The sequence below is a fragment of the Pseudomonas sp. SAS7 genome, from assembly GCF_052112345.1.
Taxonomy (GTDB): domain Bacteria; phylum Pseudomonadota; class Gammaproteobacteria; order Pseudomonadales; family Pseudomonadaceae; genus Aquipseudomonas; species Aquipseudomonas putida_Q.
The window spans coordinates 304,325-318,092 of sequence record NZ_JBEGGO010000004.1 but is presented as its reverse complement, the minus strand read 5'-3'; the positions used below and the strand labels follow the sequence as shown (position 1 = coordinate 318,092).

Sequence of the window (13,768 nt, the reverse complement as noted above, 5' to 3'; positions counted from 1 at the left end):
TATGTCAGCTGCGGCCTGTCAATCGGTAGGAAGCTTCCTGGTGCCCGGAAAGATCTGTCTTAGATGTGTTTTTCCGACACAGGTATTACCCTTTTCTCCTTCACCGCCTTGTAGGAAAAACTCGAATAGATCTCCTTCACCCCCGGCAGCCGCTGCAGCACTTCCCGGGTAAATTCGCCAAACGACTCCAGGTCCCGCGCCAAGATCTCCAGCAGAAAGTCATAGCGCCCGGAGATGTTGTGGCATGCAACGATCTCGGGAATTTCCATCAGCCGCTGCTCGAAGGCCTGTGCCATGTCCTTGGTGTGCGAGTCCATCATGATGCTGACGAACGCGGTCACGCCAAACCCCAGCGACTTGGGCGAGAGGATGGCCTGGTAGCCAGTGATGTAGCCGTTGTCTTCCAGCAGTTTGACCCGACGCCAGCAGGGCGAAGTGGTCAACGCCACCTGGTCGGCAAGTTCGGCAATGGTCAGGCGGGCATTGTCCTGCAAGGCGGCGAGCAGGGCGCGGTCGGTGCGGTCGAGACTTGAAGGCATGTTTTGCCCTCCTGATCCGTTAATTGTTGTTTTTATTCCAGCAAGCACGCAGATGCGTGGGCTATTTTGGAAAAAATCGGGCAGCTCGGTGGCATAAGCTTATAACAAACCACAAGAGGCTGTTGCCATGCGCGGCTCCCATAACAACACCGGTTTTTCCACACGGGCCATTCACCATGGCTACGACCCGCTTTCCCACGGTGGCGCTTTGGTGCCACCGGTTTATCAGACCGCTACCTATGCATTCCCCACTGTTGAATACGGCGCTGCCTGCTTCGCCGGGGAAGAGGCTGGGCACTTCTATAGCCGCATCTCCAATCCCACCTTGGCCTTGCTGGAGCAACGCATGGCCTCGCTGGAGGGCGGTGAGGCGGGATTGGCGCTGGCGTCGGGGATGGGGGCCATTACTTCGACCCTCTGGACCCTGCTGCGGCCTGGTGATGAGCTGATCGTGGGGCGCACCTTGTATGGCTGCACCTTTGCGTTCCTGCACCATGGCATTGGCGAGTTCGGGGTCAAGATTCAGCATGTCGACCTCAACGACGCCAAGGCCCTTAAAGCGGCGATCAACAGTAAAACGCGGATGATCTACTTCGAAACACCGGCCAACCCCAATATGCAACTGGTGGATATAGCGGCGGTCGTCGAGGCAGTGCGAGGGCATGATGTGCTTGTAGTGATCGACAACACTTACTGCACGCCGTACCTGCAGCGGCCACTGGAGTTGGGGGCCCACCTGGTGGTGCATTCGGCGACCAAGTACCTCAGTGGCCATGGTGATATCACTGCGGGCCTGGTGGTGGGGCGCAAGGCTTTGGTCGACCGCATTCGCCTGGAAGGGCTGAAAGACATGACCGGGGCAGCCTTGTCACCGCATGACGCTGCGTTGTTGATGCGCGGTATCAAGACCCTGGCGCTGCGCATGGACCGGCATTGCGCCAACGCCCTGGAGGTCGCGCAGTTCCTGGCCGGGCAGCCTCAGGTGGAGCTTATCCACTACCCGGGCTTGCCGTCGTTTGCCCAGTACGAACTGGCACAGCGGCAGATGCGTTTGCCGGGTGGGATGATTGCCTTTGAGCTCAAGGGCGGTATCGAGGCCGGGCGGCGCTTCATGAATGCCCTGCAGCTGTTTGCCCGGGCGGTGAGCCTGGGGGATGCCGAGTCGCTGGCACAGCACCCGGCGAGCATGACCCACTCCAGTTACACGCCGCAGGAGCGGGCCCATCACGGGATATCGGAAGGGTTGGTGCGGTTGTCGGTGGGGCTGGAGGATGTGGAAGACCTGCTGGCGGACATCGAGCAGGCGTTGAAGGCGTGTGCATGAACTTGCCTTACAGGATCGGGAACACTTGCCCAATGCCTTACGGGATCAGGCGATGGCACTTTGGATGAGCTGGTGAATTGGCCGGCTTATCCAAGAGGAGTTTGAAAATGACCGTATTCCCGAAACGCATCGACCTGTTCATTTGCCGCAGTGGCGGTGACGATGATGAAGGTGGCCAGTCCTGGCGCAAGCCTTGATCTGGACCGGGAACCCCGCACTGGCGGGGCTCTCTTGGCGATTCAAAGCACAAAAAAGGCCTCTTGCGAGGCCTTTTGCATGTTCAGCAGATCAACGCTTGAGCCCGTAGCTCTCGTCGAGCATGCCCGGCGAGTTCGGCGCTTTTGGCGCATAGTCGCGCGGCACTTCGGCGGTGTCCTTCGGCGGGGTCAGGCGGTCACGCGGGCCTTGCGGCGCCTCGGAATGCAGAGCAGCCAGCAGGCGCTGGCGAGTGACATCATCCAGGGCCAGGCTGTTGGCGCCTTCGGCCAGGTGATCCTGTACGTCCTGGTAGCTCTGGGTCAGTTTCTTGACCAACATGGCAGTGCTGTTGAAGTGGGTGACCACTTCGTTCTGATAGCTGTCGAAGCGCTTCTGGATGTCATCCAGTTGGCGCTGGGTGTTGCTGGGCGCTGCGTTGGGCAGCAGGCGGGCAACAATGAAACCGACCGCCACACCGATGACCAGGGCCAGGGTTGGCAACAACCAAACAAGGAGCGAGAGTTCCACGAGTCCTTCCTCTATAAACGGCTTTGCTTTACGTTAACGGCTCAGACCTGCGCTGTATACCGCGAGCGATCGCAAATCAGAACAGAATTCCTCACCTAGACGAATCGACCCATCCCGAGGTCACGGAGTAGTGCTTTGCTTGTCCGCGAAACCCCCTTGTTCATCGATGGCCCCAGCGGCCAGCTGGAAGCCTTGTACCTGGACGTGGCCGATGCCCGTGGCGCGGTGCTGATCTGCCACCCCAACCCGGTCCAGGGCGGCACCATGCTCAACAAGGTGGTCTCGACCCTGCAACGCACCGCTCGCGATGCCGGCTATGTGACCCTGCGTTTCAACTACCGTGGCGTCGGTCAGAGCGCCGGCAGCCATGACATGGGGGCCGGCGAAGTGGCCGATGCCGAGGCCGCCGCCGCCTGGCTGCGTGCCAGGCACCCCGACCTGCCACTGGTGCTGATGGGCTTCTCGTTCGGCGGTTTCGTTGCCACCAGCCTGGCCGGGCGCCTTGAAGCTGCCGGGGTCACGCTGCAACACTTGTTCATGATTGCCCCGGCAGTCATGCGCCTGACGGCCGAATTCCCGCTGCCCCAGCACTGCCCGATCACCGTGGTGCAGCCAGATGCCGACGAAGTGGTCGCGCCGCAGCTGGTTTACGAATGGTCTGACAGCCTGTCGCGCCCCCATGAGCTGCTGAAAGTGGCAGAATGCGGACACTTCTTCCATGGCAAGCTGACCGATCTGAAGGATCTGCTGCTGCCGCGCCTTTCGAACTGAGCCAAGCCTGAATAAGCGAACACCCATGACCACGCGCATTCTTACCGGTATCACCACCACCGGCACTCCGCACCTGGGCAACTACGCCGGCGCCATTCGCCCTGCGATCCGTGCCAGCCAGCAGCCCGGTGCCGATTCGTTCTACTTCCTGGCCGACTACCACGCCCTGATCAAGTGCGATGACCCGCTGCGCATCCAGCGCTCGCGCCTGGAAATCGCCGCCACCTGGCTGGCCGGTGGCCTCGACCCGGACAAGGTGACCTTCTACCGCCAGTCCGACATCCCGGAAATCCCCGAGCTGACCTGGCTGCTGACCTGTGTTGCCGCCAAGGGCCTGCTGAACCGCGCGCATGCCTACAAGGCCTCGGTGGACAAGAACGTCGAAAACGGCGAAGACCCGGACGCCGGCGTGACCATGGGCCTGTTCAGCTACCCGGTACTGATGGCCGCCGACATCCTGATGTTCAACGCCCACAAGGTGCCGGTCGGCCGTGACCAGATCCAGCACGTGGAAATGGCCCGCGACATCGGCCAGCGCTTCAACCACCTGTTCGGCCAGGGCCGGGACTTCTTCGCCCTGCCGGAGGCGGTGATCGAGGAAAGCGTGGCCACGCTGCCAGGCCTGGACGGGCGCAAGATGTCCAAGAGCTATGACAACACCATCCCGTTGTTCACCAGCGCCAAGGACATGAAAGACGCCATCTCGCGCATCGTCACTGACTCGCGCGCGCCAGGCGAAGCGAAAGATCCGGACAATTCGCACCTGTTCACGCTGTACCAGGCCTTCTCGACGCCAGAGCAATGCACCGAATTCCGCGAAGAGCTGCTGCAGGGGCTGGGCTGGGGCGATGCCAAGCAGCGCCTGTTCCAGCTGCTGGATGGCCAACTGGCCGAAAAACGCGAGTACTACCACCAGTTGATCGCCCGCCCGGCGGACCTGGAAGACATCCTGCTGGCCGGCGCCGCCAAGGCCCGCAAGATTGCCACGCCGTTCCTCGAGCAACTGCGCGAAGCCGTTGGCCTGCGTTCGTTCCGTAGCGGTGTGCAAGCCGGCACCGAGGTGAAGAAGAAGGCCGCCAAGAGCGCACGCTTTGTCAGCTTCCGCGACGAAGACGGCAGCTTCCGCTTCCGCCTGCTGGCCGCTGACGGCGAGCAACTGCTGCTGTCGCGCAGCTTCGCCGATGGCAAGAGCGCTGGCGCCGTGAGCAAGCAGCTGCAGCAGGGGGGCGAGGCCGATGTACGGGTCGAAGGCGTGAGCTTCGGCTTGTGGCTCAATGGCGAGCAGGTTGCCGACGGGCCGCAGTTCGACAGCGCCGAAGCCCGTGATGCGGCCATTCAAAGCCTGCGTGATGCCCTGGCACCACAGCAGGACTGAGGCATATTGACGCAAGTCTGATTGCCATTAAGCGGGCCTGTCGCTACAGTGACGGCCCGTTTTTTGTTGCCTCGCTAACGAATTATGACTCCCTTAGAACGCTATCAAGCAGATCTGAAACGTCCCGACTTCTTCCATGACGCGGCGCAGGAAACTGCGGTGCGTCACCTGCAGCGCCTGTACGACGACCTGGTGCAAGCGCAGAACAACAAGCCGGGCGTGTTCGGCAAGCTGTTCGGCAAGAAGGAGCAGACCCCGGTCAAGGGCCTATACTTCTGGGGTGGGGTAGGGCGAGGCAAGACCTACCTGGTCGATACCTTCTATGAAGCGCTGCCGTTCAAGCAGAAGATGCGTACGCACTTCCACCGCTTCATGAAGCGCGTGCACGAGGAAATGAAAACCCTCAAGGGCGAGAAGAACCCGCTGACCATCATCGCCAAGCGTTTCAGCGACGAAGCCAGGGTGATCTGCTTCGACGAATTCTTCGTGTCGGACATTACCGACGCCATGATCCTCGGCACCCTGATGGAAGAGCTGTTCAAGAACGGCGTGTCGCTGGTGGCTACCTCCAACATCGTGCCGGATGGCCTGTACAAGGACGGCCTGCAACGCGCCCGCTTCCTGCCAGCCATTGCCATGATCAAGCAGTACACCGACGTGGTGAACGTTGACAGTGGGGTCGACTACCGTCTGCGTCACCTGGAGCAGGCCGAACTGTTCCACTACCCGCTCAACGATGCGGCGCACCAGAGCATGCGCGCCAGCTTCAAGGCGCTGACGCCTGAGTGCACCCAGGCGGTCGAGAACGATGTGCTGATGATCGAGAACCGTCCGATCAATGCCCTGCGCACCTGTGACGATGTCGCCTGGTTCGACTTCCGTGCCCTGTGCGATGGGCCGCGCAGCCAGAACGACTACATCGAACTGGGCAAGATCTTCCACGCCGTGCTGTTGAGCAATGTGGAGCAGATGGGTGTCGCCACCGACGACATCGCCCGTCGCTTCATCAACATGGTGGACGAGTTCTACGACCGCAACGTCAAGCTGATCATCTCGGCCGAGGTAGAGCTCAAAGACCTGTACACCGGCGGGCGCCTGAGCTTCGAGTTCCAGCGTACCCTGAGCCGGTTGCTGGAGATGCAGTCGCACGAATTCCTGTCGCGCGCGCACAAGCCATAAGAAGCTGGGGCCGCTTTGCGGCCCATTCGCGGCACAAGGCCGCTCCTACAGGGGGAATGCGATTCCATGCTGGTACGCGATCTCTTGTAGGAGCGGCCTTGTGCCGCGAATGGGCTGCAAAGCAGCCCCATGGCGCTCAAGCCTCTTGCATGAACTGCTGCCGATACTGGTTCGGCGACAGCTCGGTGTGCTGGCGGAACAGCCGCGCAAAGAAGCTGGCATCGTCATAGCCAACTTCGTAGCTGATGGTCTTGATGCTCTTGCGCGTGCTGGATAGCAACCCCTTGGCGGTCTCGATCCGCAGCCGTTGCAGGTAGTGCAGCGGCTTGTCACCCGTCGCGCCCTGGAAGCGGCGCATGAAGTTGCGGATGCTCATGCCGTGGTTGCGGGCCACATCCTCGAAGCGGAACTTGTCGGCGAAGTGTTCCTCCAGCCAGTGCTGGATCTGCAGGATGATCAGGTCCTGATGCAGCTTCTGCCCGCCAAAGCCCATGCGCCCCGGGGTGTAGTTGCGCTGTACTTCGTAGAGGATGTCGCGGGCCACGGCGCGGGCCACGTTGGCGCCGCAGAAGCGCTCGATCAGGTAGATGTACAGGTCGCAGGCCGACGTGGCGCCGCCAGCGCAATAGATATTGTCGGCGTCGGTCAGGTGCTTGTCCTGGTTCAGCCGGATCTTCGGAAAGCGTTCGGCAAAGCTGGTGAAGAAGCGCCAGTAGGTCGTCGCCTCCTTGCCATCGAGCAGGCCGGATTCGGCCAGCCAGAACACACCACTGGCCTCGGCGCACAGCACCGCACCGCGGGCATGCTGTTCACGCAGCCATGGCAGCACCTGTGGATAACGTTGCAGCAGGTTGTCGAAATCGTCCCAGTAGGCCGGGAGGATGATCACATCGGCGTCGTCCAGGCCACCGTCGACCGGTAGCTGCACATTGCTGAAGCTGTCCACAGGCTGGCCGTCGGGGCTCACCAGGTGGATCTCGAACATGGGCTGCAAGCCCAGGCCCAGCTGCTTGCTGTAACGCAGGCTGGCGAGATGGAAGAAATCCTTGGCCTGCATCAAGGTCGAAGCAAACACCTTGTCAATGGCCAGGATGCTGACGCGCCGCAGCGACGCGGAGGGTTGGGTAAACATCATTGTCATTGTTCTTATAGGGTAGAGTGGTCAATCACCGGCTGGATCGTCTTATTTTTTGGCGATTGTGTCTAGCCTATGTAACAGAGCGGCTGCAAAGCAGCCCCTCTGGCGATCAAGGCGCCGGGTTCGGCTGCTCCTGGTGAATGGCTTCGATCGCCGCCAGCAACTCATCGCTCAGGCTCAGCTCAAGGCTTGCCAGGTTGCTGTCCAGCTGTTGCAGGCTGGTCGCGCCAATGATGTTGCTGGTCACGAACGGCTGCCGGGTGACGAACGCCAGGGCCATCTGCGCCGGGTCCAGACCGTGCTCGCGGGCCAGTTGCACGTAACGGCTGCAGGCTGCCACGGTCTGCGGGTTGGAATAGCGGGCAAAGCGGCTGAACAGGGTCAGGCGCGCGTTGCCCGGCCGTGCGCCATTCTCGTACTTGCCCGAGAGCATGCCGAACGCCAGCGGCGAATAGGCCAGCAGGCCGCACTGCTCGCGGATGGCCACTTCCGCCAGGCCCACCTCGAAGCTGCGGTTGAGCAGGTTGTACGGGTTCTGGATCGATACCGCCCGCGCCCAGCCCCGGCTTTCGGCCAGTTGCAGGAACTTCATGGTGCCCCACGGCGTTTCGTTGGACAGGCCGATGTGGCGGATCTTGCCCGCACGCACCTGCTCGTCGAGTACTTCGAGGGTTTCTTCCAGCGGGGTGAAGTGGTCCTGGGGCAGGTGCTGGTAGCCCAGCTTGCCGAAGAAGTTGGTGCTGCGTTCCGGCCAGTGCAGCTGGTACAGGTCGATACGGTCGGTCTGCAGGCGCTTCAGGCTCTCCTCCAGCGCCGCGACGATGTGCTGGCGGTTGTGCTTGAGCTGGCCGTCGCGAATGTGGCTGATGCCGTTGCCAGGGCCTGCAACCTTGCTGGCCAGCACCCAGTCGTCGCGATCACCGTTGTCACGGAACCAGTTGCCGATGATGCGCTCGGTGGCTGCGTAGGTTTCCGGGCGGGGCGGCACCGGGTACATCTCGGCGGTGTCGATGAAGTTGACCCCGGCGGCCTTGGCCCGGGTAATCTGTTCGAAGGCTTCGGCCTGAACGTTCTGTTCACCCCAGGTCATGGTGCCCAGGCACAGGGCGCTGACATTGAGGTCGGTACGGCCGAGCTGGCGGTATTCCATCGGTTAGACACTCCTTGGCAATAGATACCTATCAAAGCAGGTTGAAATTTTTCTCGCAATCTGGATAATTCAGCCCCTCTCCGCGTGGCGGAAGTGATGCACCATCACGCAGGAAGAACCCCGTCGAACATTGGCGTGCCCGACCCGAGCCCCCAAAAGCGTCTGTGTTCGGCTGCGCGCTTGCTCTTGGCAACGTGTGCACTATCCAGTAAGATTCGCCGTCTATTTTTCGCTGGGCGGCCTCTGAGGCTTTAGAGAATGAAAACTTTTACTGCTAAACCGGAAACAGTAAAGCGCGAGTGGTTCGTAGTCGACGCCGCTGGCCAGACCCTGGGTCGTCTGGCTACCGAAATCGCTAGCCGTCTGCGTGGCAAACACAAACCAGAATACACCCCTCACGTTGACACCGGCGACTACATCGTCGTTATCAACGCCGAGCAGGTTCGTGTGACTGGTGCCAAGTCTTCCGACAAAATGTACTACTCCCACTCCGGCTTCCCGGGCGGTATCAAGGAAATCAACTTCGAGAAGTTGATCGCCAAGGCCCCTGAGCGTGTTATCGAAACCGCGGTCAAAGGCATGCTGCCTAAGAACCCGCTGGGTCGCGACATGTACCGCAAGCTGAAAGTGTACGCGGGTGCTGCTCACCCACACACTGCTCAGCAGCCTCAAGAACTGAAGATCTAACGGGATAGTTCATTATGTCGGCGACTCAAAATTACGGCACTGGCCGTCGCAAGACCGCAACCGCTCGCGTATTCCTGCGTCCGGGTACTGGTAACATCTCCATCAACAACCGTTCTCTGGACGTGTTCTTCGGTCGCGAAACCGCTCGCATGGTTGTTCGCCAGCCACTCGAGCTGACTGAAACCGTTGAGAAGTTCGACATCTACGTCACCGTTTCCGGTGGTGGTGTCAGCGGTCAAGCCGGTGCGATCCGTCACGGTATCACCCGCGCTCTGATGGAATACGACGAAACCCTGCGTGGCGCTCTGCGTCGTGCTGGCTACGTCACCCGCGACGCTCGTGAAGTCGAGCGTAAGAAAGTGGGTCTGCGTAAAGCGCGTAAGCGTCCTCAGTACTCCAAGCGTTAATACCGCTTCGGCAGTCGAAAAAAGCCCGGTTCCTTGGAACCGGGCTTTTTTTTTGGCTTGAACTAACCTGTCAGCATGTCAGTGGCCGCTTGTCGCATAGACGCAGATCAAGCAAAGCGCGGGTTGTGGCCCTTGCTTGGGTAATCACCTTGTCAGTGTGTGGATTTGTTTCTTACCATGGCTGCCAAATTTTAGTGCCATTGACACAACCTAAGTACGAGCCTGGTTCAACAGGCCAAGCAAGCTGATGGGAGAGGACTGAATGAGCAATGACGGCGTCAACGCAGGCCGGCGCCGCTTCCTCGTAGCCGCGACATCCGTGGTCGGGGCAGCGGGAGCAGTGGGGGCTGCGGTACCGTTCGTGGGGTCATGGTTTCCCAGTGCCAAGGCGAAAGCCGCGGGTGCACCGGTGAAGGTCAATATCGCCAAGGTCGAGGCCGGGCAGCAGATGGTGGCCGAATGGCGTGGCCAGCCGGTATTCATCGTGCGCCGAACGCAGGAAATCCTCGGCAACCTGAAAAAAATCACGGGTGACCTTTCTGATCCCGAGTCCAAGGCCTCGGTGCAGCCGACCTACGTCGACCCTGAGGTTCGCTCGATCAAGCCGGAAATCCTCATTCTCGTCGGCCTGTGCACGCACCTGGGATGTTCGCCCACCTTCCGCCCGGAAGTTGCGCCTGCTGACCTTGGTCCGAAGTGGGTCGGTGGCTATTTCTGCCCGTGCCACGGTTCCCACTACGACCTGGCTGGCCGTGTCTACAAGTCGCAGCCGGCACCTCTCAACCTGCCAGTGCCGCCGCACTCTTACGAGACGGACGACATCATCGTCATCGGCGTCGACCAGGAGAACGCATGATGAGCAAGTTCATGGACTGGATTGATGCTCGCTTCCCCGCCACCAAGATGTGGGAAGACCACCTGAGTAAGTATTACGCGCCCAAGAACTTCAACTTCCTGTACTTCTTCGGCTCCCTGGCATTGCTGGTACTGGTCAATCAGATCGTCACCGGTGTGTGGCTGACCATGAGCTTTACGCCCTCGGCGGAAGAGGCGTTCGCCTCGGTCGAGTACATCATGCGTGACGTGGAATACGGCTGGATCCTGCGCTACCTGCACTCCACCGGTGCGTCTGCGTTCTTCATCGTGGTCTACCTGCACATGTTCCGCGGCCTGCTCTATGGCTCCTACCAGAAGCCGCGCGAGCTGGTCTGGCTGTTCGGCATGCTGATCTACCTGGCGCTGATGGCCGAAGCCTTCATGGGCTACCTGCTGCCGTGGGGCCAGATGTCGTACTGGGGTGCCCAGGTGATCATCTCGCTGTTCGGTGCCATTCCGGTAATCGGTGACGATCTCACCCAGTGGATCCGTGGTGACTACCTGATTTCGGGCATCACCCTGAACCGCTTCTTCGCCCTGCATGTGGTCGCCCTGCCAATCGTGATTCTTGGCCTGGTAGTGCTGCACATTCTTGCCCTGCACGAAGTGGGTTCGAACAACCCCGATGGTGTCGACATCAAGAAGAAAAAGGACGAAAACGGCATTCCGCTGGACGGCATTCCGTTCCACCCGTACTACACCGTCAAGGATATCGTCGGCGTGGTGGTGTTCCTCTTCGTGTTCTGCGCCGTGGTGTTCTTCTTCCCGGAAATGGGCGGTTACTTCCTGGAAAAACCGAACTTCGAGCAGGCCAACGCCTTCAAGACGCCTGAGCACATCGCACCGGTGTGGTACTTCACACCGTTCTACGCCATCTTGCGGGCGGTGCCTGACAAGTTGATGGGCGTGATTGCCATGGGCGCGGCCATCGCCGTGCTGTTCGTACTGCCCTGGCTCGACCGCAGCCCGGTGCGTTCCATGCGTTACAAGGGCTGGATCAGCAAGGTCTTCCTGCTGGTGTTCTGCGTGGCCTTCGTCATCCTCGGCGTGCTGGGCGTACTGGCGCCGACACCTGGGCGTACCTTGCTGTCGCAGGTGTGCACGGTGTTGTACTTCGCCTACTTCCTGCTGATGCCGTTCTACACAAGGCTCGAGAAGACCAAACCGGTTCCGGAAAGGGTGACTGGCTGATGAAAAAGTTGATTGCAGTATTTTTGCTGGCAGTGATGCCTGCCTTTTCCTTCGCTGCCGAACACGGCCTGGAGCTGGACAAGGCCGATATCGACCTGACCGACAAGGCCGCCATGCAGGACGGTGCGCGCACCTTTGCCAACTATTGCATGGGCTGCCACAGTGCCAAGTTCCAGCGTTACGAGCGGGTGGCCGACGACCTGGGCATCCCCCACGAGCTGATGCTCGAGAAGCTGGTGTTCACCGGTGCCAAGATCGGTGACCACATGCAGATCGGCATGAAGCCCAGTGACGCCAAGACCTGGTTTGGCGCTGCGCCGCCCGACCTGACCCTGGTCGCCCGTGTGCGGGGCACCGATTGGCTGTACACCTACCTGCGCAGCTTCTACGAGGACCCATCGCGGCCTTACGGGGTGAACAACAAGGTGTTCCCGAACGTGGGCATGCCTAACGTGCTGGTTGGCTTGCAGGGTAACCAGGTGATTGGCTGCAAGCAGGTGCAGACGGTAACCGATGGCAAGAAGCAATTCGACCCGTTGACCGGCAGCCCGATCACCCATGAAGCCTGTGACCAGCTGACCGTCACGCCGAAATCCGGTACCCTGACCACCGAGCAGTTCGACGAGAAGGTCAAGAACCTGGTGACCTTCCTGGCCTATTCGGCCAACCCGGTCAAACTGGAAAGCCAGCGCATTGGTACCTACGTGTTGCTGTACCTGGCTTTCTTCTTCGTATTCGCCTATTTGCTCAAGCGTGAATACTGGAAGGACGTGCACTGATCACGCAGTAGTTTCTGGTTGTTGAACGCGCCTGGGGCGCCCTGGCAGTTTTGCCAGGGGGCCCCAGGCGCGTTTTCATTTACAGTTGCACAAGCATCCCGTGCGAGGAGCCGCTACATGGGCGCAACCAACAGGTTAGCCTGCTATTCCGATCCCGCTGATCACTATTCTCATCGGGTACGCCTTGTGCTGGCCGAGAAGGGTGTCAGCGTGCAGGTCATCGATGTCGACCCCAGTCGCCTGCCGGCCAAGCTGGCCGAGGTAAACCCTTACGGCAGTGTGCCGACCCTGGTTGACCGTGACCTGGCGTTGTATGAGTCGACCGTGGTGATGGAATACCTCGAGGAGCGTTACCCGCACCCGCCGCTGATGCCGGTGTACCCGGTTGCACGGGGTAACAGCCGTTTGCTGATGCACCGCATCCAGCGCGACTGGTGTGCCCTGGCCGACACCGTGCTGGACTCGCGCAGCACCGAGGCCGCCCGTGTCGAGGCACGCAAGGCCCTGCGCGAAAGCCTCACCGGCGTCTCGCCATTGTTTGGTGAGTACGCCTGTTTCATGAGTGAGGATCAAAGCCTGGTCGATTGTTGTCTATTGCCCATACTCTGGCGCTTGCCAGTGTTGGGTATCGAATTGCCGCGGCAAGCCAAGCCGCTGCTGGATTACATGGAGCGGCAGTTTGCCCGCGAGCCTTTCCTGGCGAGCCTGTCCTCCGTAGAACGTGAAATGCGCAAGCTTTAAGGAGCTGTTGATGAACTCCAGTCGCCCCTATCTGGTTCGAGCACTGTATGAGTGGATCGTCGACAACGATTGCACGCCCCATATGCTGGTCAATGCCGAATACCCGAAAGTGCAGGTGCCGGATGGTTTCGCCAGCGATGGCCAGATCGTCCTGAATATTTCGCCAAGTGCCGTGCGCAGCCTGCACATGGATAACGACGCGGTCAGCTTCGAGGGCCGCTTCAGTGGCGTGGCCCATTCGCTGTTCGTGCCGGTTGGCGCCATCCTGGGCATCTATGCCCGCGAAAATGGCCAGGGCATGGTCTTCGAGCTGGAGTCGCCGATGGATGGCGACGAGCTGGAAGAAGATGATGTACAGCCGGACGACGATGGCCCGCCAGAAGGCGGGGGCCAGCCGCCGCGCCCAAGTGGTCGGCCAAGCCTGAAGGTGGTCAAGTAACAAAAAAGGCGATCCAACCGGATCGCCTTTTTCTTTGCCGCCAACTTCGGGTTACAGGTCGCTGATAGTGCGTATCTGGTCCTTGTTGATGCGGGTGCGCTTGCCGTCGAGTTGCTGGAACTCGTAGAAGCCTGCCTCGCGGTCGTACTTCGGTGCGTCGACAGCCTGGATTTCACGGCCATCGTTGAGGGTGATCAGGCTTGGAGTGGAGCAGCCGGCCAGGGTGGCGAAGGTGCCGATCAGCAGGGCAGGCAGCAGAAGCTTTTTCATGCGGTGTTTCCTGGGTTTCTGAAAGGTGGGGCATTGTTGTTGCTTGTACTGGCCCTTTCGCGGCGGTTCGACGCTTCGATAAACCCGCTCCCACAGAAATGCACAAGGCTTGAAAGCTGTGAGATCCCTGTGAAAGCGGGTTTACCCGCGAAGAGGCCGGTGCAGGCAGCAAAGAA

At 60.4% G+C, this 13,768-nt stretch carries 16 protein-coding genes; 11 read left to right on the top strand and 5 right to left on the bottom strand.

Translation table 11 applies throughout. The annotated features are described in order from the left end of the window. Positions 1–59 precede the first annotated feature (59 nt). Complete coding sequence (locus tag ABI582_RS09485) at positions 60–539, bottom strand: Lrp/AsnC family transcriptional regulator (protein ID WP_338745141.1); 480 nt, start codon at positions 537–539, stop codon at positions 60–62. 127 nt (positions 540–666) lie between these two features. On the opposite strand from ABI582_RS09485, the gene ABI582_RS09480 reads away from it, so the two are divergent. Continuing rightward, complete coding sequence (locus ABI582_RS09480) at positions 667–1,863, top strand: methionine gamma-lyase (RefSeq protein WP_338745140.1); 1,197 nt, start codon at positions 667–669, stop codon at positions 1,861–1,863. A gap of 288 nt (positions 1,864–2,151) precedes the next feature. Here ABI582_RS09480 and ABI582_RS09475 read toward each other — a convergent pair whose 3' ends face one another. Then, positions 2,152–2,589, bottom strand: a complete 438-nt coding sequence (locus tag ABI582_RS09475; protein WP_012274081.1) for a YhcB family protein — start codon at positions 2,587–2,589, stop codon at positions 2,152–2,154. Positions 2,590–2,724: 135 nt separating this feature from the next. Here ABI582_RS09475 and ABI582_RS09470 point away from each other — a divergent pair, with 135 nt between their 5' ends. From ABI582_RS09470 to zapE, 3 genes are all read left to right on the top strand, one after another. Continuing rightward, positions 2,725–3,360: an alpha/beta hydrolase gene (locus tag ABI582_RS09470; protein ID WP_442119036.1), complete on the top strand. Its 636-nt coding sequence runs from the start codon at positions 2,725–2,727 to the stop codon at positions 3,358–3,360. 25 nt (positions 3,361–3,385) lie between these two features. Then, positions 3,386–4,735 (top strand): tryptophan--tRNA ligase, encoded by a 1,350-nt coding sequence (locus ABI582_RS09465; RefSeq protein WP_442119035.1) that lies wholly within the window; start codon positions 3,386–3,388, stop codon positions 4,733–4,735. Positions 4,736–4,819: 84 nt separating this feature from the next. Next, positions 4,820–5,914 (top strand): cell division protein ZapE, encoded by a 1,095-nt coding sequence (zapE, locus tag ABI582_RS09460; protein ID WP_258653927.1) that lies wholly within the window; start codon positions 4,820–4,822, stop codon positions 5,912–5,914. A 136-nt stretch (positions 5,915–6,050) separates the two neighbouring features. Here the strand turns inward: zapE and ABI582_RS09455 are convergent, their stop codons facing one another. Further along, on the bottom strand, positions 6,051–6,971 hold the full coding sequence (locus ABI582_RS09455) for a GlxA family transcriptional regulator (protein WP_169725191.1): 921 nt from the start codon (positions 6,969–6,971) through the stop codon (positions 6,051–6,053). 190 nt (positions 6,972–7,161) lie between these two features. Beyond that, the gene (locus ABI582_RS09450; protein WP_442119034.1) at positions 7,162–8,202 is read right to left on the bottom strand and encodes an NADP(H)-dependent aldo-keto reductase; all 1,041 of its coding nucleotides are present in this window, start codon (positions 8,200–8,202) and stop codon (positions 7,162–7,164) included. Between the two features lie 258 nt (positions 8,203–8,460). On the opposite strand from ABI582_RS09450, the gene rplM reads away from it, so the two are divergent. From rplM to ABI582_RS09415, 7 genes are all read left to right on the top strand, one after another. Continuing rightward, positions 8,461–8,889 (top strand): 50S ribosomal protein L13, encoded by a 429-nt coding sequence (gene rplM / locus ABI582_RS09445; RefSeq protein ID WP_003260798.1) that lies wholly within the window; start codon positions 8,461–8,463, stop codon positions 8,887–8,889. 14 nt (positions 8,890–8,903) lie between these two features. Then, positions 8,904–9,296 (top strand): 30S ribosomal protein S9, encoded by a 393-nt coding sequence (gene rpsI, locus ABI582_RS09440; RefSeq protein ID WP_003260797.1) that lies wholly within the window; start codon positions 8,904–8,906, stop codon positions 9,294–9,296. A 262-nt stretch (positions 9,297–9,558) separates the two neighbouring features. Then, on the top strand, positions 9,559–10,152 hold the full coding sequence (petA, locus tag ABI582_RS09435; RefSeq protein ID WP_016498033.1) for a ubiquinol-cytochrome c reductase iron-sulfur subunit: 594 nt from the start codon (positions 9,559–9,561) through the stop codon (positions 10,150–10,152). Then, positions 10,152–11,363 (top strand): cytochrome b, encoded by a 1,212-nt coding sequence (locus ABI582_RS09430; protein ID WP_003251825.1) that lies wholly within the window; start codon positions 10,152–10,154, stop codon positions 11,361–11,363. The genes petA and ABI582_RS09430 overlap by 1 nt, the downstream gene beginning before the upstream one ends. Further along, positions 11,363–12,142 (top strand): cytochrome c1, encoded by a 780-nt coding sequence (locus ABI582_RS09425; protein WP_258653923.1) that lies wholly within the window; start codon positions 11,363–11,365, stop codon positions 12,140–12,142. The genes ABI582_RS09430 and ABI582_RS09425 overlap by 1 nt, the downstream gene beginning before the upstream one ends. 117 nt (positions 12,143–12,259) lie before the next feature. Next, positions 12,260–12,883 (top strand): glutathione S-transferase N-terminal domain-containing protein, encoded by a 624-nt coding sequence (locus ABI582_RS09420; protein ID WP_016498035.1) that lies wholly within the window; start codon positions 12,260–12,262, stop codon positions 12,881–12,883. 10 nt (positions 12,884–12,893) lie between these two features. Continuing rightward, positions 12,894–13,322: a ClpXP protease specificity-enhancing factor gene (locus tag ABI582_RS09415; protein WP_016488977.1), complete on the top strand. Its 429-nt coding sequence runs from the start codon at positions 12,894–12,896 to the stop codon at positions 13,320–13,322. Between the two features lie 51 nt (positions 13,323–13,373). Here the strand turns inward: ABI582_RS09415 and ABI582_RS09410 are convergent, their stop codons facing one another. Beyond that, positions 13,374–13,592, bottom strand: a complete 219-nt coding sequence (locus ABI582_RS09410) for a YgdI/YgdR family lipoprotein (protein ID WP_442119033.1) — start codon at positions 13,590–13,592, stop codon at positions 13,374–13,376. Positions 13,593–13,768 lie beyond the last annotated feature (176 nt).